Origin of the sequence: Brevibacterium moorei, assembly GCF_024580735.1 — a bacterium.
Classification (GTDB): domain Bacteria; phylum Actinomycetota; class Actinomycetes; order Actinomycetales; family Brevibacteriaceae; genus Brevibacterium; species Brevibacterium moorei.
In genome coordinates this window covers 30,116-56,400 of the sequence record NZ_JANIJX010000007.1, presented here as the reverse complement: position 1 = coordinate 56,400, position 26,285 = coordinate 30,116, and the positions used below count along the sequence as shown (strand labels likewise).

Sequence of the window (26,285 nt, the reverse complement as noted above, 5' to 3'; positions counted from 1 at the left end):
CCCGGACTCAGTCCAGTCCGAGGTCCGCGGTCGTCAGCGCCGACAGGTAGGGAATCCCCTGGGCCTCGACGCGTTCCTTGGCGCCGGTGTTGCGGTCCATGACCACGACCACCGCGACGACCTGCGCGCCCGCCTCCTGCAGGGCCTCGACCGCGGTGAGCACCGAACCTCCGGTCGTCGAGGTGTCCTCCACCGCGATGACCTTGCGGCCGGCCACATCCGGTCCTTCGACCCGACGCCCCATGCCGTGCTTCTTGGCCTCCTTGCGGACCACGAAGGCGTCCAGTGGGGTACCGCGGACCACCGAGCGGTGCATCACCGCGGTGCCCACCGGATCGGCGCCCATGGTCAGACCGCCCACGGCGTCGACCCGATCGAGTAGGTCGTTCTCCGCCAGCACGTCGAGCACGATGTCGCCGACCAGCGGGGCCGAACGGTGGTCCAGCGTGACCCGCCGCAGGTCCAGATAGTAATCGGCCTCCCGTCCCGAGGACAGGGTGACCTTCCCGCGGACAACCGCGAGTTCGTCAATGAGGGCGAGGAGTTGAGAGCGCGTATCCGCCGCGTGGTTCTGTGCCATGGTGCCCATTCTATTTGGATGGGGATCCCCGTGTGCGCAGGCGGGACTCAGACTCGCCGCCCGGACCGAGTCCGGAAGAGTCCCCTGAACAGTGTTCATGACCTAAGTTGACGCAGTCCTGAACGGTGTTCAATAGTGTGGGCATGACACTCACACGACAAGCGCACACACCATCGGCCCCGGGCGATTCCCCGGACCTCGAGGCCATCGCCACCCGCGCCATTCAGGGCTCCCCCGCCACTGCCGACGAGGCCCTGGCCATTCTGGGACTACCCGATTCCGCCCTACTCGACGCAGTCCACGCGGCCGGGCGCGTCCGCCAAGCCTTCTTCGCCAACCTGGTCAAGGTCAACTATCTGGTCAACCTCAAGTCCGGCCTGTGCCCGGAGGACTGCGGCTACTGCTCCCAGCGCCTGAACTCCGGTGCCGGGGTTCTCAAGTACTCATGGCTGAAGCCCACGGAGGCCGCCAGGCAGGCGGGCTTCGGGCTGGCCGGTGGGGCCAGCCGGGTCTGCCTGGTCGCCTCGGGGCGCGGGCCGACGGATCGCGACGTCAACCGGGTCGCCGATATGGTCGGTGCGATCAAGGAGGAGAATCCCTCGGTCGAGGTCTGCGCCTGCCTGGGACTACTCAAGGACGGACAGGCCGAACGCCTTGCCGCAGCGGGGGTCGACGCCTACAACCACAACCTCAATACAGCGCGCTCGCACTACCCCGACATCTGCTCCACACATTCATACGATGACAGGGTGGACACCGTGGCCCGCGCCAGGGACGCCGGGCTCTCTCCGTGTTCGGGCCTGATCGTGGGCATGGGCGAAACCGATGAACAGCTCGTCGAGGCGATCACGGCACTGCGCGCGATCGAATCCGATTCGATCCCGGTGAACTTCCTCATCCCCTTCGACGGCACACCCCTGGCCGGAACGAACGAGCTCGATCCCCGCCGCAGCCTGTTGATCCTGGCGGTTGTGCGCCTCATGTGCCCTGATCGGGAACTGCGGATCGCCGGCGGCCGTGAGCTCCACCTGCGCAGCCTGCAGCCGCTGAGCCTGCACGTGGCGAACTCCCTGTTCCTGGGCGATTACCTGACCAGCGAGGGCCAGGACGCGCAGGCCGACCTCGACATGATCGTCGACGGTGGATTCGAGGTCGTGGCCCAGACCGATACCGCGGGCCTGCGCGCCGAACTGGCGGCGCACCGGGCAGCCCACGCGGCCGCGACCGAACCCGGTGAGGCCGCACAGGGACCGGCCCGGCCCGCGGACGAAACCGGAAACACGCACTCCCCGATGCCGTGCGGCAGGCCGGTGCCCAACGGCCCAGGGGCGACCCGTGCAACCGGGGACGGACGCGTACTGATCCCTGCGATCCGCACCCGTGGCGCCGGGACCGAGGCGCCACCCAATTCCTGAGGCGCCGTCCCGTTCTCGGCGTCGACGCCCCGAGCGGCGAAAAGGCCGATGAATGAAAAGCGACCCCGGGGAGCGCAATGCTCAACCCGGGGTCGCAATCGGCACTCCCCTCGAGTACCTTGGACGCATCCCCACACGTCCATGGTCCATTCGATCCCCACCAAATGAACCGGTATAACCATAACCCGAACAGTCGTCCGATGACAAGTGGCCAAAAGGTAATTTAATTCGTTCAATAACCTTTTGACCTGGAAAAACATCGTATGTGAGCGCTCAGCACCCGAGTCGAACCAGAATACTCAAGAAACTCACATTCTGTTCCGAGTCGAATCCCATAGGCGATTCACCTGAATGTCATCGCCGCCATACATTCCCGTCATCCGCGACCGCATCCGAGGGCCACTGCCCGGCCGGCCCCGCGCCCCATCCCGGACGGTCCGACCGCCAGTAGACTGGATGGATGCGAATAGCGACGTGGAATGTGAACTCCGTCAGGGCCAGAGCCGAACGGATCGGGGCCTTCCTCGACCGTTCCGAGGTCGACGTTCTGGCGATCCAGGAACTCAAGTGCAAGGACGAGCAGTTCCCCGAAGAGGTCTTCACCTCCCGCGGCTACCAAGTGGCCTTCCACGGGCTCAACCAGTGGAACGGCGTGGCCGTGGCCTCCCGGGTGGGTTTGGAGGACCCGCAGATCGGGTTCGCCGATATGCCGGGCTTCGGCCCGGAGGGCTGGGGACCCGATGCCCCTGCGGAGGCGCGGGCGATCTCCGCCGTCTGCGACGGGGTACGCGTGTATTCCCTCTACGTACCCAACGGCCGGGAACTGACCCACCCGCACTACGCCTACAAACTCGACTGGCTGGCCCGACTCCGCGATGTCTGTGCCACCACCCTGCGGACCGATCCCACCGCACAGTTCTGCCTGGTCGGCGATTTCAATGTCGCGCCCTTGGACATGGATGTCTGGGACATGGCCGAATTCGACGGCGCCACCCACGTCTCCGAACCCGAACGCCGGGCCTTCCAAGAACTGCTTGACACCGGCCTGCGCGAGGTCACCCGTCCCTTCACGCCCGGTCCCGGCGTCTATACCTTCTGGGACTACAAGGGCTTGAGTTTCCCCAAGAAGAAGGGGATGCGCATCGACTTCGAGCTGGCCAGCCCCGCCCTGGCCGAACGTGCCACCGCCGCGCTGATCGACCGCGACGAGCGCAAGGGCAAGGGCGCCTCGGACCATGCGCCCGTCATCGTCGACTACGCGGACTGATCCGGCGGGCCCGTCCGCCCAGAATGCACGGGACACACACGTCCGGACACACGGCGGCCCCGGGATCCTTCCGGTTCCCGGGGCCGCCGTGTGTCCGGACGACCGACTCGGTCCGCCCGATCAGCCCTCCACGTGCTCGGCCGTGATCGTCAGGCCGTCGAACTCATTGGGCCGGTCCACCACCACGGTATCGCCGTCGCGCACGGTCCCCGAGAGGATCTCGCGGGCCAGCTTGTCGCCGATCTCGCGCTGGACCAGGCGCCGCAGCGGACGCGCGCCGTACGCAGGGTCATAGCCCTCCAGTGCCAGCCATTCGCTGGCAGCGGGGCTGACCTGCAGAGTCAGCCTGCGCTCGGACAGCCGTGCCTGCATCGAGGCGATCTGCAGATCGACGATGCGGGCCAGTTCGTCCGTGGACAGCGCGTCGAACATCACCACATCGTCGAGCCGGTTGAGGAACTCCGGCTTGAACGAGCGGTTGACGACCTCCATGACCGCCTTGTGCTGTTCTTCGGCGCTCAGGGACTGATCGACCAGGAACTGCGAGCCCAGGTTCGACGTCAGGATCAGAATCGTGTTCCTGAAGTCAACCGTGCGCCCCTGCCCATCGGTCAGTCGACCGTCGTCGAGGACCTGCAGCAGGATGTCGAAGACGTCCGGGTGGGCCTTCTCGACCTCATCGAGCAGCACCACCGAATACGGCCTGCGCCGCACGGCCTCGGTCAGCTGGCCGCCCTCTTCGTAGCCGACGTATCCCGGGGGCGCACCGACCAGGCGGGACACGGAGTGCTTCTCCCCGTACTCGCTCATATCGATGCGCACCAGCGAGCGCTCGTCTTCGAACAGGAAGTCCGCCAGGGACTTCGCCAGCTCGGTCTTGCCCACGCCCGTGGGACCCAGGAACAGGAACGAACCCGTGGGACGATCGGGATCGGACACCCCGGCACGCGACCGGCGGATCGCATCGGAGACGGCCGCCACCGCAGCGGACTGGCCGATCAGCCGACGCCCGATGATCTCCTCGGCGTGCAGCAGCTTCTCGCGCTCGCCCTGCAACAGGCGCCCGGCGGGAATGCCGGTCCAGGCGGAGACGACTTCGGCGATGTCGTCGGGCCCGACCTGTTCATTGACCATCCGGGACCCGGTCCCCTCGCCCTGTGCGTCCTCGGCCTCGGCCGCGGCGATCTCCTTCTCCACAGCGGGGATCTCGCCGTAGAGCAGACGGCTGGCGGTCTCCAGGTCGGTGTCGCGGCGCGCGATTTCGGCCTGTCCGCGGAGATCGTCGAGCTTCTTCTTCAGATCACCGACCCGATTCAGCCCGGCCCGCTGGGTCTCCCAGGTGGCGTTGAGCCCGGCGAGCTCCTCCTGCTTGTCCGCCAGATCGGTCCGCAGTGCGGCCAGGCGTTCCCTGGAGGCCTCGTCGGTCTCCTTCGACAGCGCCATCTCCTCCATCTTCAACCGATCCACGGAACGGCGCAGCTGATCGATCTCCACCGGGGCGGAGTCGATCTCCATGCGCAGACGGCTGGCGGCCTCGTCGACCAGGTCGATAGCCTTATCCGGCAGCTGCCGATCGGTGATATAGCGATTGGACAGGCTGGCGGCGGCGACCAATGCGGAGTCTGAGATCGTCACCTTGTGGTGGGCCTCGTAGCGCTCCTTGAGCCCGCGCAGGATGGCCACGGTGTCCTCGACACTGGGCTCGCCCACGAAGACCTGCTGGAACCGGCGCTCCAGGGCGGGGTCCTTTTCGATGTTCTCGCGGTATTCGTCCAGGGTCGTCGCACCCACCAGGCGCAGCTCGCCCCTGGCCAGCATGGGCTTGAGCATATTGCCGGCGTCCATGGAGCCATCGCCCGTGGCACCGGCGCCGACCACCGTGTGGATCTCGTCGATGAAGGTCACGACCTGGCCGTCGGAGTTCTTGATCTCCTCGAGCACTGCCTTGAGGCGCTCCTCGAATTCGCCGCGGTACTTCGCACCGGCGACCATCGAACCCAGGTCGAGGCTGATGAGCGTCTTATCGCGCAGGGACTCGGGGACGTCGCCGGCGACGATCCGCTGGGCCAGTCCTTCGACCACCGCGGTCTTGCCCACACCGGGCTCGCCGATCAGCACCGGGTTGTTCTTGGTCCGGCGGCTGAGCACCTGGACCACCCGGCGGATCTCCGAGTCGCGGCCGATCACGGGGTCCAGCTTGCCCTCGCGGGCGGCGGCCGTCAGATCCGTGCCGTACTTCTCCAGGGCCTGGAAGGTCTCCTCCGGGTTCTCGCTGGTGACCTTGCGGCCCCCGCGGATGCCGGGCAGGGCCTCGAGCAGGCCATCGCGGGTGACGCCGGCCGCACGCAGCAGCTCGCCCACCCCGCCCTGGTCCGCGGTCGCCGCGATGAGCAGGTGTTCGGTGGAGACGAACTGGTCGCCCAGCCCCTGCATCTCCTTCTCCGCGTTCTGGATCAGCAGCAGGGTGTTGCGCCCCATCTGCGGATTGTTCACCGTGGCGCCCGAGGCCGCGGGCAGTTCCGCGACCAGTTCACCCGACCGCGCCGCCAGGGCACGGGGATCGGCCCCCAGGTGCTCGATCAGCGACGCCGCGATCGAGCCCTCCTGTTCCAGTAGTGCGCGCAGCAGGTGTTCCGGCTGCAGCTGGGCATTGCCACGCGTTGTGGCGTCCTGTACGGCGGTCTGCAGTGCCTCCTGCGACTTCGTCGTGAGTTTGGCGTCCATCTGGACTCCCCCTTCCAGGTTCTGAACCTCGTGAGTTCTATCGTCTCTGATTGTCTCAGTCTGCTCAGTCCAACGCCAGAAAAGTTGAGTCTATTCCGCTCAACCCACTATTTCTCGCCCGCCGGTCCCCTCGGCGCGGTCTTGGGGTCCTTCGTCGCATCCGCCGGGGGCGCGGCCTTGGCAGCCGCCTTGCGCGCTGCGGGACGCGGGCGGACCAGCGGCAGCGTCATGGTGGGAGTGGAGTCGCCCAACAGCACCGTTTGCAGGTCCAGTCGGCGCATCACCTGGTCGGCCGCCTCGGGGTCGACTCCGCGCTCCCCACGGCACCGCAGCACCTCGGCGCGGGCCGCATTGAGCGACAGCGTCTGGTACTTGGCGAAGACCGCATTGTGCTTCTGGATCTTCTTCAGGGTGGCCTCGCGTTCGACCCCCTCATCGCCGCCGGCCAGTTGGATCTGCAGGGTGCGCAAACGGGCGCGCAGCTCCTCGCGGATCTCCTCCGGCACGTCATCTGCGTGTTTGAGCGCGTTGAGCGAGGCGCGCCTGGCCCTGGCCGCGATCATCTGCTCCTGTTTGTGTTCGTTCTTCGCGACCACGCTGAGCTTGCGGACGGCAGCGGGGAAACTCAGCCCCGCACCCAGCAGGGTCACGCCCAGGACCATGACCACGACCATCAGCATCGCATCGCGGCCGGGGAAGGGTGATCCGTCCGCCGTGGTCATCGGCAGCGACAGCGCCAGCGCCAGGGTCGCCAGTCCCCTCATCCCGCCCCAGGTCATGATCGTCACGCCCTTGAGGTAGTTCTTCAGGCCGAACTGCTTCTGCGCCTTGCGGTCGACCAGGAGCATGACCACGCCGATCCACAGGAAGCGCAGGATGATCATGAACAGTGAGATGACCAGGCCCGCGCGTGCGGCCTCCCACAGATTGACGTTCGTATCCATGATGGTCGCACGCAGCTCGATGCCGATCAGCCCGAAGGCCACACCCGTGATGAGCATCTCCAGGACGCTCCACGTCGCCTCCTGCATCACGCGCTCCTCCGCGCGTTCTGCCACATCCTGGCGTCGCGTCTCCAGTGCGGCGACGACGACGGCGATGACCCCGGAAGCACCCACGTGTTCGGCCACCAGGTACACGGCGAAGGGCATGACCAACTGCGCAGTGGACCGGGCGACCGTATTGTGCGAGAACTTCATGAGCCACTTGACCAGGAAGGCCATGACGAAGCCCACCACCACGGCCAGCACAGCGGAGATCACGAACCGCGCGGTCAGCCAGCCGAAGTTCAGCTTCTCGCCGGCGACGGTCGCCGACACCGCCAGCTGGAAGATCACCAGGGCGGCCGCATCGTTGAACAGCCCCTCGCTCTGGAACACCTGCTGGATCTTGCGCGGCAGCGGAGCCGAGGCCGAAACCGCCTCGACCGCCACCGGGTCGGGTGGGGAGACCATGGCGCCCAGCGCGATCGCGGCCGTCACGCCGATGCCCGGTATCAGCCAGACCGCCGAGGCGCCCACGATCGCCACCGTCGCCGCCACCAGGCCGACGGCCAGGAACAGGATGAAACGCCAGGTGGAGCGGAAGAGCATCCACGAGGTCCGCTGCGCGGTGGCGTACAACAGGGGCGGCAGGAAGATCGGGAGGATGAGCTCCGATTCGATGTGAACCTTCTCCATCCCCGGGATCAGTGCGATGGCCGTCCCCAGAAAGACCATAAGGGCCGGCCACGGCAGCGACAGGCGTTCGCCGACCCCGACGACTATCACCGTGCCCATCCCCAGCAGAATCAGCAGGACGATCATCGACATACAGCTCTCCCCTTCCCCCGACTACCCGTGTCCTCCGGCACCCGCACGCGACGAACCGGCAGAACGGACGTCACGGGGCACAAAAAATCCTATAAGTACAAGTCACTCGGCTCCTGATTCATTCCATCAGACGAACATTTCCGTTGTTTTTCCCACCGCCTATACTGGGATATCGAATGTCCACAGTCGGTACCCGTGTGCCGACTCATCCGAATCGACAAGGAGTCACCATGGCGCAAGTCGGCGCTTACAAGGGCAACCACAACACCTGGATCACCATCATCGGCGTCGTGCTGATGGCGGTCTTCCTCCTCCTCTCCTTCTACCTCTTCGGCGGGATCGCGGGACAGGGCGACGACCCCCTGGAGGCCTGGTACCTCACCGGCGGTCTGCTCAGCTTCTGCCTGGCGCTGTTCACCGGCGTGGAGTTCATCCCGTGGATGGAGCGCCACTTCGGCAAGTGAGCCGTGAATCCCCAGACGACGGTCCCCCTGGTGCGCGCACCAGGGGGACCGTCGTCTGGGAGGCGAACTAAGATGATACCCATGGGCACAGAGACATCCGATCAGACCGACGATTTACACCTTGACCAGCAGCTTTGCTTCCCCATCACGGTGGCATCGCGCCTCCTGGTGCAGGCGTACAAGGGGCCGCTGGAGCCGCTGGGCCTGACGCATCCGCAGTACCTCGTAATGCTGGCCCTGTGGGACCACTGGCAGGACAATCCCTCGGCCGCCGGCACCGGGGACTCCGGCATTTCGGCCTCCGACCTGGCCAAGCTGCTCAACTTCGAGATGGCCACCCTGACCCTGCTGCTGCGCCGGCTGGAGAAGCGCGATCTGGTCACCCGCGTGCCCGACCCCAACGACGAGCGCCGCCGCTACATCCACCTGACCCGCGCCGGCATCGAACTGCGCGCAACCGCCAAGGACGTCCCCACCCAGATGCGCGCGCGCCTGGGGCTGGATTCTGCGGAACTGGAGGCGATCACCCGCGCATCGCAGAAACTGGTCGACGCCCTGACCCACGACGACCTCCAGCGCCCGGCCGAGCACGTCCACCGGGGAACCAAGCAGGTCCGGGTCCGCCCCAAGGGGTGAGCCCTGCGGACACTCCGCCGGGTTCGTGACAGACTATGACCATGACCGATGAGCAGACACCCCAGCCCACGGACGCATCCGCGCTCGTCCTCCTCGACGTCACGGGACCGATTGCGACCGTCACCCTCAACGACCCGGCCACGCGCAATGCGCTGAGCCTACAGATGATGAACAGCCTCAGCTCCACCTTCCGGGCGCTGGGCAAGCGCACCGATGTGCGCGTCATCATCCTGCAGTCGACCGGACACGTTTTCTCCTCCGGCCACGACCTCAAGCAGATCCGTGGTGCCGCCCACCCGCAGCAGCAGGAGCTGTTCTACACCTGCTCCGCCCTGATGCAGCTCATCCAGCACATCCCCCAGCCCGTAATCGCCAAGGTCCAGGGCGTGGCCACCGCCGCCGGGTGCCAGCTGGCGGCGACCGCAGACCTGGCAGTCGCCTCGGAGGCGGCCAGGTTCGCCACCCCCGGCGTCAACATCGGCCTGTTCTGTTCGACCCCGATGGTCGCCCTGTCCCGTGCGGTGCCGCGCAAGCAGGCCATGCGGATGCTGCTGACCGGTGAGATGATCTCCGCCGAGCAGGCCTACCAGTTCGGTCTGGTCTCGCACTTGGCCGCCGCAACCGAACTCGACGAGGTCACCCTGGAGCTGGCCAGGACCATCTCCGAGGCCTCGAGCGCGACCGTGAGCATCGGCAAGCGGGCCTTCTACGATCAGATCTCCCTGTCGACCACGGAGGCCTACGCCCAGACCGTCCAGGTGATGGCCGACAACGCCATCGAGCACGACGCCCAGGAGGGCATCGACGCCTTCCTGAGCAAGCGCGAGCCGGTCTGGGAACACCGCGGGGCATGAACGTCGTCGTCACCGGCGCCTCCGGATTTCTGGGGGGCCTGATCGCCCGCGCACTGGTCTCCCGGGGCCGCCTGGTCACCAGTGTGGGCCGGACCGACCCCGGCATCGCGGGAATCACCCATGTGGACTGGGATCTGACCGGCCCCGCCCCCGCGGCGATCCGGTCCCTGGCAGAGCGCCGGCCGGCCGTGGTGCACGCTGCCGCCCTGACCCCGCGGGTGCCCGGTACGCCCGAACCCGCGCCCGAGTCCTTCCACGCCGTCAACGTCACCGGCACCCGCGCGGTGGTCGACGCCTTCGCAGCCAGTCGCCTGATCCACTTGTCGACGACCGCCGTCTACGATCCGCAGGTCCCACACGAGGAACTGTTCGAAGAGGCCGGCCCGGTCGAACAGGTGCGGTATCTGAGCCCCTATCAGGCCTCGAAGGCGCAGGCCGAGGCGGTCATCTCCCGGGTTCACCGCGATTCCCTCATCCTGCGCCCGGCGCCGGTCTACGCGCCCTGGGATCACAGCGATCCCTATCTGGTGCCATTCATCGGTGCCCATACGCACAAGGACGTGCTGGCACTGCCCGGTGGCGGGCGGGAACCGGTGAGCCTGTGCGCTCCGGAGAACCTGGTGTCCGCCGTCCTGGCGGGCCTGGAACATCCAGAGGTCACCGGCCCGGTCAACGTCGCCGACCCCAGCGCCTACCTACCCGAGCACGTGGTCAACCCCCTGATGGCCAGGGCCGGTCTGGAGCCGGTGAAGGTGGACGCCCAACCGGCGGATCTGGCCAGGGTCAAGGCAAGGGCGGCCCAGCGCGGGCTGGCCTGGGGCAAGCGGGCGCACCGCTGGCCACTGCCGGCGGTCGTCTGGATCACCGCCTCGCGCACCTACGACCTGACCCGGCTGGGCCTCCTGCTCTTCGTCGATCCCGTCGACGGCCTGAGCGCGGCACTGGACTGAGCGCGCAGCGCCGGTTACCCTGCTTCCCGGATCCGTCCGAGCCAGGCGGCGGCATCGCCGAAGGCCTGCGCCGTGGTGCGCGCGTCGACTGTGACCTTGGCCCCGTCGGCGGCCGGATACGAACCCAGGAACTGCACGTTCCGGGCGAACCGGTAGACCCCGCCCAGGGCCTCGGCCATCCGGGGTTCGGCCACGTGGCCGGCCGCGTCGATCGAGAACTGGTAGAGTCCCAGGCCGTCGCCGGTGGGACGCGACTCGATCCGCGAGAGGTTCACCCCGCGGGCCGAGAACTGTTCGAGCATCTCCAACAGGGCGCCCGCCCGGTCGCTGGCTAGGGCCACGACCGCCGTCGTCTTGTCCGAGCCAGTGGGCGCCGGCAGATGGCCCGCCGGACGGACCAAGACGAATCGGGTGACGGTGTCGGTGCGGTCCCCGATGTTCTCGCCCAGGACTTCCAGACCGTAGGACTGCGCGGCCAGCGCCGGGCAGATGGCGGCCTGATATTCGAGTTCGCCTGCGGCGTCTGCGCCCAGGTCCATGGCCGCCGCCGCGGTCGAGGTCGCGGGCAGGTACTGCGCGGCCGGCAGGTGCGCGGCGATCCAGGAGCGGGTCTGGGCCTCGGCGTGCGGATGAGTCGAGAACGACGTCACGTCCGCCAGTGCCACCCCGGGCCGTGCCGCAATGACGAATTGCACGGCGACCAGGGTCTCTGCGGTGATGCGCAGCTGCTCGAACCGGGCCAGTGAATCGAGGGTGGCGGGCACCCCGCCCTCCAGGGAGTTCTCGATGGGCACCACAGCACCGTCCAGAGTGCCCGCGGCCACTGCCTCGAGAGCGTCCTGCTGGGAGCGCATCGGGACCCGCACCGCATCCTCGATGCCGGCCGCGGCCAGGACCTGCAGCAGGGCGGCCTCGGTGAAGGTCGCCTCCGGCCCCAGGTAGCCCAGCCGCGGCCGGTGCGCTGCGGCCTCCATCAGCGGATCGTCAGCTGCCGGGAAACGACTCCGGCGCGGGCGCGACGCTCATCTGCGCTCAGCGGTTCGTCCGAGGCGATCGCAGCGGACAGGGACTCGGCGAAGGCCGGCAGCACCGCATCGACGTCGTCGGGCTGCTGGGCGTCTCCCTCGAGCTCCCAGACGGGGATCGCGATGCCGTGGGCGCGGAAGCAGCCCAGGTACTTGCCCAGGCCGCCGAGGGTGTCGGTGCCGGCGGCGTGCAGGCGGGCCAGCCCGTCCATGACCCTGTCCTCGTCTTCCAGCCGGGCCCAGCGGACGTAGCGGCGCCCGGCCATCTCCGTCCAGTAGGCCCCGGACGCGCCCGCCAGCTTCTCGGTCGGCGCGATGCCCTCATTGGCCTGTTCGAGCGCGGCCTTGACGTCCTCGTCCTGCTGGGATTCGTCGGCCGGCAGCCAGTAGTCGAAGGTCGACTGCACGGACACGGTGAAGGGCACGCTGGTGTCCAGGATGTCCTGCAGGCGGGGGCCGGCACCGGGCTGCCCGTCGGCCTCGATGAAGGTGCCGGGCTCGGCGTCCTTGGCCGCCAGGATGCCGGCGGCCACGTCACGCGAGGGGTCGGGGCTGGTCACGGGGACCTGCAGGCCGGCCAACAGTACGCCGTCGGCACGGTGCAGGGCCTGCCAGGCCCCTGGCAGCAGCGAGGCGAAGGTCACCTCGTCACCGCCGTATTCCTCCGTCAGCTTGGCCGTGGCGGTGGCCGCCGGCACGAGTTCGCGCAGGCTGATGATGTCGAGTTCGCCCGGCAGGCCCTGGAACGGGCGGGCGACGAAGGCGGAGGCCTGCGCCTTGGCCAGGCGCTTGGCGATGATGTCTGCTGTTGATTTCTTGGACTTCTTACCCATGCGCTCAAGTCTATAGGCTGGGGGTATGTCTGTTATGTTCCCAGGGCTCAGCCCGGAAGCCGTCCGCAAGCGCCACCTCCGCTACGCCCAGGCGCTGGCCGACGACGGCGTCGAATTCGAGCTGTTGGCCGGCCCGCACCGGCCGGCGGTCGAGGCCCTGCTCAACGCCTCCCTGGCCGAGGCCGCGCAGGCCGCCGGCGTCGACTCCTTCGTCCCAGCGCTGGGCGCCTTCTCCCCTGCCGCTGATTCGACCGGGGGCGATGTGCCCATCGACACTGCCCACGGCGCTTCCGGGGCAGGCGACGCCGAGGACGCGGCTGGGCAGGCCCTGCCCGAGGCCGCACAGCCGGCCGACCGGCCCGACGGGCTGACCCTGCTGCCCCAGGATTCGGGGATCGTGGTCCACCGAGCGGGCACGGTGTTGGCGGCCGCAGTGGTCTCCGCCCTGCAGTTCGACGGGGACGAGACCCGCACCGCGGTGTTCCTGCGCGGGCTGGGCACGCATATGCCCTACCGCGGCAGGGGCATCGCAACCGTGGCCCTGGGACTGATCCCGCAGGTGCTCAGCAGCGCGGGCCTGCCCACCAAATCGCAGGTCATCACCCGGATCCCCACGGTTCGCGCCTCGTTCTTCCACCGGGCGGGCTATATGGTCGAGGGCGCCGAGGCCCAGGTGCCCGAGCCGATCGCCGAGCTGGCGCAGGGGCTGTTGCCGGACTTCGGTGCGGAATCCCGCTGGGCGCATCAGAGCCTGGTCTGAGGATGACGCGTCCGGACTCTCCCCTGTAAGCTGACCGAACAATCGTTCAATCAGGTTTCAAAGGAGATAACCATGTCGCAACGCTTCGCCGGCAAGGTCGCAATCGTCACGGGCGCCTCCCGTGGCATCGGCCTGGCCATCGCCCGCCGTCTGGTCGACGAGGGGGCCAGGGTGGCCATCACCGCCCGCGGCCAGGAGGCCCTCGACGCGGCGGCGGCGGAACTCGGCGGCCCCTCCAAGGTCGTGGCGGTCGCAGGCAAGGGCGACGACCCGGAGCACCAGGACGAGGTCATCGCCCGGGTCACCGAGGCCTTCGGCCCGGTCGACTTGCTGGTCAACAACACCGGAATCAACCCCGCCTACGGCCCGATGATCGAGTTGGAGGACCGCGCCGCCCGCAAGATCTTCGAGGTCAACGACCTCGCCAGCCTGCGCTGGATCCAGAAGCTCTACCGCGCGTCCTTCGCCGAACGCGGTGGCTCCGTGGTCAACATCGCATCGGTCGCCGGGCTGAAGCCGCCGGCGGGCATCGGCTTCTACGGTTCGTCCAAGGCCATGCTGATCCAGATCACCGAGCAGCTGGCCGTCGAGCTGGGCCCCAAGGTCCGCGTCAACGCAGTGGCCCCGGCCGTGGTCAAGACGCGCTTCGCGGAGAAGCTGGTGGAGTCCGGCGAGGACACCGTCGCCGCCCAGTACCCGCTCAAGCGCCTGGGCGAGCCGGAGGACATCGCGAACGCGGTCACCTTCCTACTGTCCGACGAGGCGTCCTGGATCACCGGGCAGTGCCTGGCCCTGGATGGCGGCGTCACCCTGACCGGCGGCGTCTGAGCCGAGTTCAGCCGCGCAACCAGGAGCGGATAGCGTCCCCGTCGGCGTCGAGCGCCGGCGGGGCGCTGTCGTATGACGCCGGAGTCTCCGACAGGCGGATGGGATTGGCGATCGAACGCATTCCGTCGATGTCCACCAGCGGTTCCAGGCCGATCGAGGCTGCATAGTCGACCCCGCCGGCCACATCGTTGATCGGCGCGCACGGCACACCAGCCGCGCTCAGCGGCTCGTACCAGTCGCCGGCACTGCGGGCTGCCAGCGCCGCCACCAACACCGGCCGCAGCTTCGCGCGGTTGGCGGTGCGCCCGGGATTGTGGACGAAACGCTCATCGTCGAGCAGCTCTTCACAACCCAGCACCGAGCACAGTGCGGCGAACTGCCGATCATTGCCCACCGCCAGGATGAGTTCCCCGGCTCCGGTGGGGAACGGCGCGTAGGGGTACAGGCTGGGGTGCTCATTGCCCATCCGCGTGGGCACCACTCCGGCCGCCGCATAGGCCCCCGTCTGATTGGCCATGCCCGACAGCGCCGAGGACAGCAGATTCGTTTCGACGTGCTGGCCCTGTCCGGTCAGATCGCGGTGGCGCAGCGCCGTCACGATGCCCAGGGCCGTGTGCAGTCCGGTGATGACGTCGAACACCGCGAAGCCGGACTTGGTCGGTTCCCCGTCCGGTTCCCCGTTCAGGCTCATATAGCCGGACAGCCCCTGAATCAGCAGATCGTAGCCGGGACGCTTGAAGGACGGCCCGAACCCGGTCAGCGAGGCGTAAACGACGTTCGGATTGTCCTGGACCACCGAATCGTAATCCAGGCCGAACTTGGCCAGTCCCCCGACCTTGAAGTTCTCCACCACCACATCGGCCCGCCGGGCCAGCTCCCGGGCCATGGCCAGATCCTCCGGATCGGCGAAGTCCAGGACCACATCGAGTTTGTTGCGGTTGATCGACATGTAGTAGGTCGACACGCCCTCGTGTTCCGGAGGGCGCCAGGAACGGGTCTCGTCTCCTACTGGGCCCTCCACCTTGATCACGGTGGCACCCATATCGGCCAGCAGCATCGTGGCATAGGGCCCGGCCAGCACCCGGGAGAAATCTGCGACCAACACCCCGGCCAGAGGGCCGGTGCCTCCGCGTTCCCGCAGTCCTGCCAGGCGGTCCGGTTCCGGGGTCACGGCTTCGTTCACTTCGCTACGTCCTCTTTCGCTCTCCGGGCCCCCAGTGGGCCCCGTCACCAAGCTTGTCATGCCCGCCATCCGCCCGAGGCCGCGGCCCGGATCCCGGGACGCCTGCACGGGTACTGCCGCCCCGTGCATAAGATGGGACACACGACACTTTCCCCGGCCGTCCCCGGCCGGTCCACGCGCGTTCCAGGAGGCCCCATGACGAAAGCCAGTACTCCCGCCCACGATCAGGACATCGTGGTCTGCCAGCCCCTGCGCACCGGAGTCGGCGCCTTTGGCGGACAGTTCAGGGGGATCGCCCCGCAGACCCTGGGCGCCACCGTGGTGCGCGCGGTCATCGAACGTTCCGGCCTGTCCCCCGACGCCATCGACGATGTGGTCTTCGGCCAGGCCTACGCCTCCTCCGAGGCCCCCAACCTGGGCCGCATCATCGCCCTGGACGCCGGCCTGCCCATCACGGTGCCGGGGATGCAGCTGGAGCGCCGCTGTGGTTCCGGCCTGCAGTCCATCATCACCGCGGCAGGGGCGATCGCCACCGGTGGGGCTGACCTCATCATCGCCGGCGGCGCCGAATCGATGAGCTCCGCGCCGATCTACGATGTGACGTCCCGGTGGGGCTTCAAGGCCGGCGATCTGACCCTGCACGACTCCCTGGCCCGTGGACGCCAGACCGCCGGCGGCCAGTTCTACCCCGTGGCCGGCGGCATGATCGAGACGGCGGAGAACCTGCGCGAGGACTACAACATCGGCAGGGAGGAACAGGATGCCTTCGCCGTCGAATCGCATCGCCGGGCCGCCGCCGCGACTCAGGAGGGCAAGTTCGCCGACGAGATCGTCCCGGTGACCATTCCCGCCACCCGCAAGACCCCGGAGGCCCAGATCACCCGCGATGAGCACATCCGGGCGGATTCCACCCTGGAGAAGCTCGCGAAGCTCAAACCGATGCGCGCAGGCGTCGACCCGGCGGCCACCGTGACCGCGGGCAATGCCTCGGGCCAGAACGACGGGGCCGCGGCCACGATCGTCACGACCCGCGCACACGCGCAGAAGCTCGGGCTGGTCCCCGTCCTCAAACTGGTCAGCTGGGCTGTGGCAGGGGTGGAGCCGCGGATCATGGGCATCGGGCCGGTGCCGGCCAGCGACAAGGCTCTGACCCGTGCGGGTCTGAGCCTTGCCGATATGGACCTGATCGAACTCAACGAGGCCTTCGCCGCCCAGGCGCTGGCCGTCACCCGGGCCTGGGACCTGGGCAAGGACGACTTCGCACGTCTCAACGTCAACGGCTCCGGCATCTCGCTGGGCCATCCCGTGGGCGCCACGGGCGCCAGGATCCTGGCGACCCTGGCCCATGAGATGCGCCGCCGCGAGTCCCGCTTCGGCCTGGAGACGATGTGCATCGGCGGCGGCCAGGGATTGGCCGCCGTCTGGGAGCGCGTGGCTTTGTAGGGTCGCGCGGGTCCCTCCCGCCGGGCGCGCCGCTAAGGCCGCCCTGACAAACCACTGAACGATTGATAAGCTGATAGGGCACGATGCGTCCGCCACTTGCAGGAGCGGTCCATCAGGCCACGGTTTCTCAGGAAGGATGAAAACCCCACATGAGGATTGTCACTTTTGTCAAGTACGTCCCGGACGCAGCCGGCGACCGTACCTTCGAATCCGATAACACCGTCGACCGCAGCGTCGACGGGCTGCTGTCCGAGCTGGACGAGTACGCGGTCGAAGAAGCCCTCAAGATCACCGGCGGCGACAAGTCAGCCGAGGTCATCGCACTGACCGTCGGCGGCGACGACGCCAAGGACGCGGTCAAGAAGGCTCTGCAGATGGGCGCCACCAAGGGCGTGCACGTCAACGACGATGCGCTCGACGCCTCGGACGCGATCGGCACCGCCCGGGTCCTGGCCGCAGCTCTCAAGCAGGTCGCCGAGGACGAGGGCCCCATCGATCTGGTCCTCACCGGCTTCGCCTCGACCGATGCCGGCATGTCCGTCGTCCCGACCCTGGTCGCCGAACTCTCCGGCCTGCCCGCACTCACCCAGGTTTCCCAGGTGACCGTCTCCGGGACCACCGTGAACGCCCGTCGCGACGGCGACACCTCCTCGCAGTTCCTCGAGGCGGCGCTGCCGGCCCTGGTCTCGGTCACCGACCAGACCAATGAACCGCGCTACCCCTCCTTCAAGGGCATCCTCGGTGCCAAGCGCAAGAAGATCGCGGAATACGATCTGTCCGATCTGGGCGTCGCCGCCTCCGAGGTCGGCCGTGCCGGTGCCACGACGCAGGTTGTCGAGGTCGCGGAGCGCCCGGCCCGCACCGCCGGTGAGATCATCACCGACGAGGGCGATGGCGGCACCAAGCTGGTCGAGTGGCTGGCCGCGAAGAAGCTGGTCTGAGGAAGTAGCGAAAGAGGTATATGACAATGTCTGAAGTTCTCGTTCTGGTCGAACACTCCGGCGACGCCGTCGCCAAGTCCGCTTTCGAGCTGCTCACCGCCGCCGCAGGCATCGGCGAACCCGTTGCCGTCTTCCTGGGCGCCGGCGACGCCACCGCCGCAGCCGCCGAACTGGGCAAGTACGGTGCGGCGAAGGTCCTGGTCAACCAGGATCCCGCCTTCGACGAATTCCTCGTCTCCCCCAAGGGCGAGGCCCTGGCCGCGCTGATCGAGGCCCGGCAGCCCGCCGCCGTCCTGGTCCCCTCCACCGCCGAGGGTAAGGAAGTGGGTGCCCTGGCCGCCGTCAAGACCGGCTCCGGCATCATCACCGACGCCGTCGAACTGGGCGCCGACCTGGTCGCCACCCAGTCCGTGTTCGCCGGTTCCTACACGGTCAAGGGCAAGGTCGTCAAGGGCACGCCCGTCGTGGCCATCAAGGGCAACGCCGTCGCCCCGGTCGAGGCCGCCGGCGCCGCCGCGCTCGAAGAGGTCGACATCACCGTCAGCGATGCCGCCAAGTCCGTGACGATCGTCAACGTCGAGGAGAAGCCGGCCTCGGGCCGTCCGAACCTGCTCGACGCGCAGATCATCGTCTCCGGCGGCCGCGGCACCGGTGGCGACTTCTCCCCCGTCGAGGCCTTCGCGGACTCACTGGGTGCTGCCGTCGGCGCATCGCGCGCCGCGGTGGACGCCGGCTGGTACCCGCACTCGAACCAGGTAGGGCAGACCGGCAAGGTCGTCTCCCCGCAGCTGTACGTGGCAGCCGGTATCTCCGGTGCCATCCAGCACCGGGCGGGCATGCAGACTTCGAAGAACATCGTCGCCGTGAACAAGGACGAGGACGCGCCGATGTTCGAGCTGGCCGACTTCGGCGTGGTCGGCGATCTGTTCGCCGTCCTGCCGCAGGCCACGGAAGCGGTCAACGCCCGCAAGTGAGTCTGTAACGTTGGGCGTGGGCACGCAAGTTGGGTGCCCGCGCCTGACGGTGGCTCCACACTTACGTGAGTGGCTCGAAAACTCGTGAGTTTTCGGGCCACTCGTGCATTTGTGGAGCCACCGCCGGGTTGAGGGCACATAGACTGTGGTGGTGAAGGAGAGACGTAGCGCCCGGTTGCTGACGCATGCCGAGCACCCTCCGCTGAGTGCCGAGGCGATGGAGGCAAGGGCCGAGGCCGCACTGCCGGGACCCGTCGGCGCCTCGGTCAGGGACCGGACCAGGCAGCGCATCAGCGACTTCACCACGCCAGGGCCCCGGCTGACTCCCCTGGCCAGGTTCTACGCCCTGGGCCGGACCAGTCAGCGCTTCATCGACGAGCGCCGGGTCGATTCCTCCGCCACCCTGTCCTTCTACCTGCTCCTGGCCGTCATCCCCACCGGCGGCGTCATCGTCTCGACCTTCAGCCTGTTCGGCCGCGGCGAATCATCGGTGGCCAATGTGCTCAGCTGGCTGGTGCGCGTGACCGGCAACCCCGAGGTGATGCGGCTGGCCGAGCCGGTGAACTCCCTGGCCCGTTCCCACGCCGACCTGGTAATCTTCATCGTCGGCCTGGTCCTGTCCCTGTGGTCGGCGGGCAAATACGTCGCCGCCTTCGGCACCTTCGTCAACCAGGCCTACGGCATCACCGAGGGCCGGGGCTTCTGGACCCGGCGGTCTCAGGGCTTCATCCTGACCCTGGTGATCCTGCCACTGTTGGTCGCCGTCATCACCCTCATCATCGCCAAGGGCGACTTCCTGGCACGCGCCGGGGTCACGCCCGGACTGGTCCTGACCTGGCAGATCCTGCGCTTCCCCGGTGCCGCGGCCTGCATGTTCATCATCATCGCGGTGCTCTACGCCGGCAGTTCCAATGTCCGCCAGTCACGGCTGATCCCGGTCACCGGCGGCACCCTGATATCCATGGTCGGCTGGTTGATCATCAGCGTCGGGCTGCTGGTGTCCATTGTGGAATTCCACCTGTTCACCACCGCCTATGGGTCCCTGGCTGCGATTATGGTGCTGCTCATGTGGGTCTGGCTGTCGAATTCCTGCCTGGTCTTCGGGGCGCTTTACGATGCGGAACTGGTGCGCGCCAAACAGCTGCTGGGCGGGGTCCCGGCCGAATCGCGGATCTGGGTTTCAACCCGGGCACAGAAGCGGCAGCTGAACCACAATCAGCGCGAATCGACGTTCTCGACCATGGGCGCCTCCCTGCGCGCCAGTTCGGGCACCTCGGTCGGCCGGGTCCGGATCCGCGACTTCTGGGCCAGGGGCCGGGATGCCGACCGGCGCCCGCGCCCCGACCGCTAGGGCCCTGGCGCACCCCTCACAACAGCGAACTGGCCAACCGTGACACGTTCTCCAGGCTCTTCTTCCACACCGAGCGCCTGCGCCATCGGGCCAGGTCCAGTTCCGTGGACCGCGTGCGCAGCTCGGCCTCTTCGAAGGCGTAGAGCTCGGCGGTGAAATCGTGGCTGACGACGAAGGTGGAGACCTCCAGGCACAGGGCGAAGGAGCGCTGATCCATATTCGACGAGCCGATCACTGTGACCTCGTCGTCGACCAGCAGGAACTTCGCGTGCAGCACGGTGGGCGCCGGGTAGCGCATGATGTGCACGCCGGCCTCGGCCAGTTCCTCGTAATAGGATTCCTGGGCCCGCTGCACGATCCCGTGATTACTCGACTCCCCCACGTAGATGCGCACGTCCGTGCCGGAATGGGCCTCGGTGATGAGTGCCGACAGCAGCGATTCGTCCGGCACGAAATAGGGCGAGCAGATGACGATCCGGTGGTTCGCGTTGTAGATCAAGTGGTTGAACAGCCGCAGGTTGTTCTCCAGGGGGAAGTCCGGCCCGCTGGGCACCACCTGGGCGAGCACCCCCTGGCCCTGCTGTCCACCGACCACGGACAGTTGCAGGTCCTCGGTCAGGATCTCGCCGGTCTCCGAATACCAGTCGGAGCCGAACACGGTGTCCAGTTCCACCACCACCGGACCGGTGGCCTCGATCATCAGGTCCTTCCACACGAAGCCCGCCCGCAGGTTCCTGCGCAGGTTGTAGGTGTGGTCGATGATGTTCTGACTGCCGGTGACGGCCACCCGGTCGTCGACGACCAGGATCTTGCGGTGATTGCGCAGATCGGGGCGTTGGTATTCGCCCAGCCAGGGGCGCACCGGCAGTGCCCTGCGCCAGCGAATGCCCTCGGCGTCGAGCCGGCGGACCAGCCGCCGATACCCCGGGTAGCCCAGCGAGCCGATGTGGTCGATGAGCATCCGCACCCGCACGCCGCGGCGGTGGGCGGCGACCAGCTCGTCGATCAACGGCTCGCTGGTCGAGTCCTCGGCCACGATGTAGAAGCAGAAGTGGACATAGGCGGTGGCCCCGCGGACCAGTTCGGCCATCCGGCCGATCGCCGCGTTGTTGTCCGTGAGCAGCCGGAAATCATTGCCGTGGGTCATCGGCAGGGCGCCCAGCGAGTAATTCAGCTGTGCGGCGGTGGCCAGATGCTCGGGCAGCCCGTGCTCGCCGATGATCGCGGTGCCCTGGGTCTGCGCACGGGTCAGTTCGGTGATGGTGCGCTGCCGATCCCGCCGCTTGTGCGGCAGATGGGTCGAGCCCATGAACAGGAAGGTCAAAATGCCGATATAGGGGATGAGGAAGATCGCCATCAGCCATCCCAGTGCCACACTGGGCTTACGGCGGTAGGGCAGCCAGGCCAGGGCCACAACGCGGATGACCAGATCGGGCAGCACCAGGGTCGCGATCACCAGCGGCGACCACTCCGGGGAGAAGGGCAACAGGGTCCAGATGTCCATACTGAACCCAGTCTATGCAGTCGCCCCGGCAGACGGCCGCCGCACAGGGCGGTCGTCTGCCGGGACACGCCTCACATGTAGCGGCCGCCGGTGATCTCCGTGACCGAACCGGTCAGGTAGCTGGCCAGATCACTGACCAGGAACAGCACGACCGAGGCGACCTCTTCGGGTTCGCCGGGGCGGCCCATCGGGATCTCCGCGAGCTTCTTCTCGATCACATGTTCTGGCATCGCGGCGGTCATCGCGGTGTTGATGAAGCCGGGCTGGATCGCGTTGACGCGCACGTTCTTGAACGCGACTTCCTTGGCCACGGCCTTGGTCATGCCGACGATGCCGGCCTTGGCGGCCGAGTAGTTCGACTGGCCCAGATTACCGACCTTGCCGGAGATCGAGCTGAGGTTGACGATCGCTCCGCCGGTGTGGGTGCCCGCGTCGACCTGGGCGCGCATGATGCCGGTGGCGACCTTGAGGCCGTTCCAGGTGCCGCGCAGGTGCACGGAGATGACCTGGTCGAACTGCTCCTCGGTCATCTTGCGGATCGTGGCGTCGCGGGTGATGCCTGCGTTGTTGATCCAGATGTCGATGCCGCCGAAGGCCTCCTGCGCGGTGTCGGCCAGGGCCTGCACGGCGGCCAGGTCGACCACATTGCACACCGCGCCGACCGCGACGGAGTCCCCGCCCAGTTCGGTGGCGGCGGCCGCCACGCCCTCGGCGTTCATATCGCCGAGGACCACCTTGGCCCCGGAGTTCACCAGGGTCTTGGCGATCGCCAGGCCCAGGCCCTGTGCGCCGCCGGTGATGACGGCGACCTTGCCGCCCAGCAGGTCCTTGATTCCGATGGGTGCGCTCATATTGTCTCCTCCAAATGGTTCGTTCGTGGGGTGGGTGTCACAGGGGTTCGGTGAGTCAGAGTCCGAGCACGGGCTTGTGCGCGCCCTTGCCCAGCTGCCGGGCGATCACCGTGCGCTGGACCTCCGAGGTGCCCTCGTAGATGCGGAACAGGCGGGCGTGGCGGTAGAAGCGCTCGACCGTGGTCTCGCGCATATAGCCCATCCCGCCGTGGACCTGCACGCCGGCATCCGCCACTCGGCCCAGGGCCTCGGAGGCGAACAGCTTGGCCGAGGACGGGCCCAGTTTGCGGTCCGTCTCCTCGTCCCAGCGTTGGGCTGCGGCGAGCACCAGGGCACGGGCGGCCGCGGTGTCGGTGTACATATCGGCCAGCATCCCCTGGACCAGTTCGAAGCGGGCGATCGACTTGCCGCCCTGCTTGGCGTCCTGGGCGTAGGTGACGGTCTCGTCGAGGATCCGCTGGGCCTGGCCCACGCAGATCGCGCCGATGTGCAAACGGCCCTTGTTCAGCGAGGCCATGGCCGCGTAGAAGCCCTTCTCCTCTTCCCCGCCGATCAGATTGGCCTCCGGCACGACGACGTCGTCGAAGAAGATCTCCGAGGTCCAGGCTCCGGCCTGGCCCATCTTGTGATCGTGCGGGCCCACAGTCACGCCGGGGGTCTTGGTGGGCACGAGGAACACGGAAATGCCCTTGGACCCGGCCGCGTTCGGATCGGTGCGGGCGAAGACCATGAGCACATCGGAGGATTCCGCGTTCGTGATGAAGCGCTTGGAACCGTTGATGACGTATTCGGAACCGCCGTCTGTGGCGGTGCGCTTAACGGCGGCGGTGCGCAGGCCCGAGGGGTCGGAGCCGGCTTCCGGTTCGGTCAGCGCGAAGCTGGCCACGACCTCGCCCGAGGCCAGCCGGGGCAGCCACTGCTCCTTCTGTTCCGGGGTGCCGTAGTTGACCAGCACCTGCCCTGCGATGCCGTTGTTGGTGCCGAACAGGGAGCGGAAGGAGGGCGTCGTGTAGCCCAGTTCGAAGGCCAGCTGCGCGTCCTGGACCGCGTTCATCCCCAGGCCGCCGTATTCCTCCGGCAGGGCCCAACCGAACAGGCCGAGTTCGGCGGATTCGTCGATGATCTCCTGTGGGAACGCATCGTCTTCTTCGATCTGCAATTCCAGTGGCACGATCTTCTCACGGACGAAGGCGCGGACCGTGGCCAGGACGTCGTCGAGTTCTGTTGCATCCATCTGGGCTCCCTCTCCTGGACCGTCGTTGGCCCTGGTTCGACTCACCACCGTTTCATGTGCAGTTCGCATAAGTGGCGATGTGATTTATGCTTTATCGGTAAGCATACCGTGATTGCGATCGTACGACCAGTGCGTTCCGAGGTCATAACAGCAGGTTATCGACCAGTCATCGTGGTTATTTGCCCCCGCCACACGACGCCCCTAACGTTGCGCCAGTCACGAACCGCCCCACGCAATCGCGCAATGAAGCATTAAGGGCACTGCCGCCCGAAAAGAGGATTCCATGGCAACGGCTCCATCAACTCCGGCGATACCGGAGAACGACCAGGCCAAGAAGGCCAGACGCGCAGGTATCGCGGCCTTCATCGGCACTACCATCGAATGGTACGACTTCTACATCTACGGCACCGCCTCCGCGCTGGTGTTCGGCAAGCTCTTCTTCCCCGACTCCCTGCCCGACGGCGTCGGCACCCTGTTGTCCTTCGTCACGCTGTGGGCCGGTTTCATCTCCCGCCCCCTGGGCGGGATCATCTTCGGGCACTTCGGGGACAAGTACGGCCGCAAGGCCACACTGATCGTCACCCTGATGATCATGGGCATCTCCTCGACGGTGGTCGGTCTACTGCCCGGCTATGCGCAGATCGGCATCCTGGCCCCGATCCTGCTGACCTGCCTGCGGGTCATCCAGGGCGTGGCAGTGGGAGGCGAATGGGGCGGCGCCGTCCTCATCGCCAGCGAGAACGCGCCCAAGGGCAAGGGAATCCTGTACTCGGCATTCGCCCAGCAGGGCTCACCGGCGGGTAATCTGCTGTCCTCGGCGGTGTTCTTCTTCCTGGCCTTCCTGCCCACCCCGCAATTCGTCATGATGGGCTGGCGCTACGCCTTCCTGGCATCCGTGGTGCTGGTCATCGTGGGCCTGGTGATCCGACTCAAGCTGGAGGAGTCGGAGACCATGCAGGCGGTCAAGGAACAGGACGATACCGTCAAGATCCCCCTGTTCGAAGTCATCCGCAAGCACTGGGTGCTGGTTCTGCTGGGCGCCGGCGCCATGCCGCTGGTCCAGGTCACCTACCTCAAGACCACCTTCGCCACCTCCTGGGCGACGAGCAGCGCGCACAGCTGGGCCTTCGACAAGTCGACGTTCCTCGGAGTGGTCACCCTGGGCCTGATCGTGCAGTTCATGGTCCAGCCCTTCGGCGCCGTGATCGTCAGCCGGGTCAAGGACATGCGCAAGGCGATCTTCTGGATGGTCGTCCCCGAATTCATCCTCATGCCGCTGATGTTCTTCGCGATCGAGACCGGCAAGTTCGGACTGGCCCTGCTGGGCATGTGCCTGGCGACGATCCCCCATTCGCTGTTCTATGCGGCAATCGGCGGAATCGTGGCCCGCGCCTTCCCCACCCGGGTGCGCTATTCGGCCATCTCGCTGTCCTACCAGCTGTGCTCGATGACGATCGGCGGCGGCACCCCGGCGATCGCCCAGTGGCTCTTCACCTCCACCGGCAGCATTGTGCCGGTGGCAGTGCTCTCCGCCGTCTACGCGCTGGTATCGCTGATCTGCACGATCATCCTGTTGCGCCTGACCGGCTGGAACGCAGCCGAGTCCTCGAAGGCCGAGCTGGCCGACGAGGCCGAGCTGCAGGCCTCCTGACCCCTCCCCGAATTGCCCGCCCCGGCCCCATCGAGCCGGGGCGGAGCGGTCTACCGGGCCAGGGTGGGCAGGACCTCGGCGGCCACGTCGAGCACCGTGGCCAAGGCGGGCTCGACCCGCTCGCGCGGATGCGCCAGGTAGAGCAGATTCGCCTCGGACTCATCGTCGATGGGCACCGTGACCATATCCGGTTCACGGCTGCCGGTCACCACCGAATCCGAGGTGATCGTCACCCCCAATCCCGCCGAGACCAGTGCGGTGACGGTCTGGGAATCAGGTGCCTCCTGCACCACGTGCGGGGAGAACCCGGCTTTCAGGCACAGCCGCAGGGCGGTTTCGCGCAGGCTCGAGTTCGGATGGGCCGGGAGCATCACGAAGTCCTCATCGGCCAGCTCGGCGATGCGCAGACTCTTCCGCCCCGCCAGCCTGTGCCCGGTGGGCAGGGCCACCGCCGGGTGTTCGACGAGCACGGGGCGCCCGGAGACGCCGGGCGGCTGTGCGGCCCAGCGCACCAGCGCCAGGTCCAGCCCCCCGGAGATCAGTTCGGCCACCCCCTCCTCGGCGAAGACCGTGGAGTGCAGTTCGAACTCGATCCCCGGATACCGCAGCCGCACCTGGGCCACCAGGCGGGCGGCCAGGGACTTCGAGGAGACATTTGAGAAGCCGAACCGGACGAACCCGGCCTGACCGCTGGTGGCCCTGCGCACTACCTCCCTGGCCTCCCGCTCATCGTCCAGCAGGCGCCGGGCCGGGTCCAGCAGAGCGTATCCGGTGGAGGTCAGCGCGACACTGCGGGTGGTCCGGGCGAACAGAGAGCAGCCCAGATCCTCCTCCAATGCCCGGATGGTCCGCGATAGCAGGGGCTGCGCCATACCCAGTCGTTCGGCGGCGCGGCCGAAGTGCAGTTCCTGGGCAACAGTCAGGAAGGCACGGGCCTGTTGAACTTCCATGACACATATTATTGCATATTAGGAATGAATTCCCCTTTGTTTACTTCCAAAAATAG

23 protein-coding genes are annotated in these 26,285 nt (G+C 67.4%); 13 read left to right on the top strand and 10 right to left on the bottom strand.

All coding sequences use genetic code 11. From position 1 onward, the window contains the following. Positions 1 to 7: 7 nt before the first annotated feature. The gene (pyrE, locus tag NQ034_RS06780; RefSeq protein WP_257047835.1) at positions 8 to 580 is read right to left on the bottom strand and encodes an orotate phosphoribosyltransferase; all 573 of its coding nucleotides are present in this window, start codon (positions 578 to 580) and stop codon (positions 8 to 10) included. Positions 581 to 723: 143 nt separating this feature from the next. On the opposite strand from pyrE, the gene bioB reads away from it, so the two are divergent. Both bioB and NQ034_RS06770 read left to right on the top strand, forming a co-directional pair. Next, a complete protein-coding gene (bioB, locus tag NQ034_RS06775) occupies positions 724 to 1,995 on the top strand; it encodes a biotin synthase BioB (RefSeq protein ID WP_257047834.1) in 1,272 nt (423 codons plus the stop codon). A gap of 460 nt (positions 1,996 to 2,455) precedes the next feature. Then, complete coding sequence (locus tag NQ034_RS06770) at positions 2,456 to 3,262, top strand: exodeoxyribonuclease III (RefSeq protein ID WP_257047833.1); 807 nt, start codon at positions 2,456 to 2,458, stop codon at positions 3,260 to 3,262. 120 nt (positions 3,263 to 3,382) lie between these two features. Here the strand turns inward: NQ034_RS06770 and clpB are convergent, their stop codons facing one another. Together clpB and NQ034_RS06760 are read right to left on the bottom strand one after the other, a co-directional pair. Next, positions 3,383 to 5,986, bottom strand: a complete 2,604-nt coding sequence (gene clpB, locus NQ034_RS06765; RefSeq protein WP_257047832.1) for an ATP-dependent chaperone ClpB — start codon at positions 5,984 to 5,986, stop codon at positions 3,383 to 3,385. Positions 5,987 to 6,093: 107 nt separating this feature from the next. Continuing rightward, a complete protein-coding gene (locus tag NQ034_RS06760; RefSeq protein WP_257047830.1) occupies positions 6,094 to 7,797 on the bottom strand; it encodes a Na+/H+ antiporter in 1,704 nt (567 codons plus the stop codon). Positions 7,798 to 8,027: 230 nt separating this feature from the next. Between NQ034_RS06760 and NQ034_RS06755 the strand changes: the two genes are divergently transcribed. From NQ034_RS06755 to NQ034_RS06740, 4 genes are all read left to right on the top strand, one after another. Continuing rightward, entirely contained in the window at positions 8,028 to 8,261 is a 234-nt protein-coding gene (locus tag NQ034_RS06755; RefSeq protein ID WP_257047829.1) for a hypothetical protein, read from the top strand. Between the two features lie 81 nt (positions 8,262 to 8,342). Next, positions 8,343 to 8,897, top strand: a complete 555-nt coding sequence (locus NQ034_RS06750; RefSeq protein WP_257047828.1) for a MarR family winged helix-turn-helix transcriptional regulator — start codon at positions 8,343 to 8,345, stop codon at positions 8,895 to 8,897. A 41-nt stretch (positions 8,898 to 8,938) separates the two neighbouring features. Next, positions 8,939 to 9,751, top strand: coding sequence for an enoyl-CoA hydratase (locus tag NQ034_RS06745; protein ID WP_257047827.1), 813 nt, complete (start codon positions 8,939 to 8,941; stop codon positions 9,749 to 9,751). Then, positions 9,748 to 10,701, top strand: a complete 954-nt coding sequence (locus tag NQ034_RS06740; protein ID WP_257047826.1) for an NAD-dependent epimerase/dehydratase family protein — start codon at positions 9,748 to 9,750, stop codon at positions 10,699 to 10,701. Before NQ034_RS06745 ends, NQ034_RS06740 begins: the two co-directional genes overlap by 4 nt. 14 nt (positions 10,702 to 10,715) lie before the next feature. Here the strand turns inward: NQ034_RS06740 and pheA are convergent, their stop codons facing one another. Both pheA and NQ034_RS06730 read right to left on the bottom strand, forming a co-directional pair. Beyond that, positions 10,716 to 11,675, bottom strand: coding sequence for a prephenate dehydratase (gene pheA / locus NQ034_RS06735; protein WP_257047825.1), 960 nt, complete (start codon positions 11,673 to 11,675; stop codon positions 10,716 to 10,718). Then, on the bottom strand, positions 11,675 to 12,559 hold the full coding sequence (locus NQ034_RS06730) for a DUF5926 family protein (protein ID WP_257047824.1): 885 nt from the start codon (positions 12,557 to 12,559) through the stop codon (positions 11,675 to 11,677). The genes pheA and NQ034_RS06730 overlap by 1 nt, the downstream gene beginning before the upstream one ends. A gap of 25 nt (positions 12,560 to 12,584) precedes the next feature. On the opposite strand from NQ034_RS06730, the gene NQ034_RS06725 reads away from it, so the two are divergent. After that, on the top strand, positions 12,585 to 13,319 hold the full coding sequence (locus tag NQ034_RS06725) for a hypothetical protein (protein WP_257047823.1): 735 nt from the start codon (positions 12,585 to 12,587) through the stop codon (positions 13,317 to 13,319). Positions 13,320 to 13,391: 72 nt separating this feature from the next. Then, positions 13,392 to 14,147 carry an SDR family oxidoreductase gene (locus NQ034_RS06720; RefSeq protein ID WP_257047822.1) on the top strand — a complete coding sequence of 252 codons (756 nt, stop codon included), beginning with the start codon at positions 13,392 to 13,394 and terminating at the stop codon, positions 14,145 to 14,147. A 7-nt stretch (positions 14,148 to 14,154) separates the two neighbouring features. On the opposite strand, the gene NQ034_RS06715 is transcribed toward NQ034_RS06720, so the two are convergent. Then, complete coding sequence (locus NQ034_RS06715; protein ID WP_257047820.1) at positions 14,155 to 15,330, bottom strand: CaiB/BaiF CoA transferase family protein; 1,176 nt, start codon at positions 15,328 to 15,330, stop codon at positions 14,155 to 14,157. A gap of 195 nt (positions 15,331 to 15,525) precedes the next feature. Here NQ034_RS06715 and NQ034_RS06710 point away from each other — a divergent pair, with 195 nt between their 5' ends. The 4 genes from NQ034_RS06710 (at position 15,526) to NQ034_RS06695 (ending at position 20,039) form a co-directional block, all read left to right on the top strand. Next, on the top strand, positions 15,526 to 16,773 hold the full coding sequence (locus tag NQ034_RS06710; RefSeq protein ID WP_257047818.1) for an acetyl-CoA C-acetyltransferase: 1,248 nt from the start codon (positions 15,526 to 15,528) through the stop codon (positions 16,771 to 16,773). A gap of 149 nt (positions 16,774 to 16,922) precedes the next feature. Then, the gene (locus NQ034_RS06705) at positions 16,923 to 17,714 is read left to right on the top strand and encodes an electron transfer flavoprotein subunit beta/FixA family protein (protein WP_257047817.1); all 792 of its coding nucleotides are present in this window, start codon (positions 16,923 to 16,925) and stop codon (positions 17,712 to 17,714) included. 26 nt (positions 17,715 to 17,740) lie between these two features. Then, a complete protein-coding gene (locus NQ034_RS06700) occupies positions 17,741 to 18,688 on the top strand; it encodes an electron transfer flavoprotein subunit alpha/FixB family protein (RefSeq protein ID WP_257047816.1) in 948 nt (315 codons plus the stop codon). A 151-nt stretch (positions 18,689 to 18,839) separates the two neighbouring features. Next, positions 18,840 to 20,039 (top strand): YihY/virulence factor BrkB family protein, encoded by a 1,200-nt coding sequence (locus NQ034_RS06695; protein WP_257047815.1) that lies wholly within the window; start codon positions 18,840 to 18,842, stop codon positions 20,037 to 20,039. Between the two features lie 16 nt (positions 20,040 to 20,055). Here NQ034_RS06695 and cls read toward each other — a convergent pair whose 3' ends face one another. From cls to NQ034_RS06680, 3 genes are all read right to left on the bottom strand, one after another. Beyond that, a complete protein-coding gene (gene cls / locus NQ034_RS06690) occupies positions 20,056 to 21,543 on the bottom strand; it encodes a cardiolipin synthase (RefSeq protein ID WP_257047814.1) in 1,488 nt (495 codons plus the stop codon). A gap of 71 nt (positions 21,544 to 21,614) precedes the next feature. Then, positions 21,615 to 22,394: a 3-oxoacyl-ACP reductase FabG gene (fabG, locus tag NQ034_RS06685; RefSeq protein ID WP_257047813.1), complete on the bottom strand. Its 780-nt coding sequence runs from the start codon at positions 22,392 to 22,394 to the stop codon at positions 21,615 to 21,617. Positions 22,395 to 22,449: 55 nt separating this feature from the next. Continuing rightward, a complete protein-coding gene (locus NQ034_RS06680; protein WP_257047812.1) occupies positions 22,450 to 23,628 on the bottom strand; it encodes an acyl-CoA dehydrogenase family protein in 1,179 nt (392 codons plus the stop codon). Between the two features lie 283 nt (positions 23,629 to 23,911). Between NQ034_RS06680 and NQ034_RS06675 the strand changes: the two genes are divergently transcribed. After that, positions 23,912 to 25,279, top strand: coding sequence for an MFS transporter (locus NQ034_RS06675; RefSeq protein WP_257047811.1), 1,368 nt, complete (start codon positions 23,912 to 23,914; stop codon positions 25,277 to 25,279). Between the two features lie 50 nt (positions 25,280 to 25,329). Here NQ034_RS06675 and NQ034_RS06670 read toward each other — a convergent pair whose 3' ends face one another. Further along, a complete protein-coding gene (locus NQ034_RS06670) occupies positions 25,330 to 26,229 on the bottom strand; it encodes a LysR substrate-binding domain-containing protein (RefSeq protein WP_257047810.1) in 900 nt (299 codons plus the stop codon). Positions 26,230 to 26,285 lie beyond the last annotated feature (56 nt).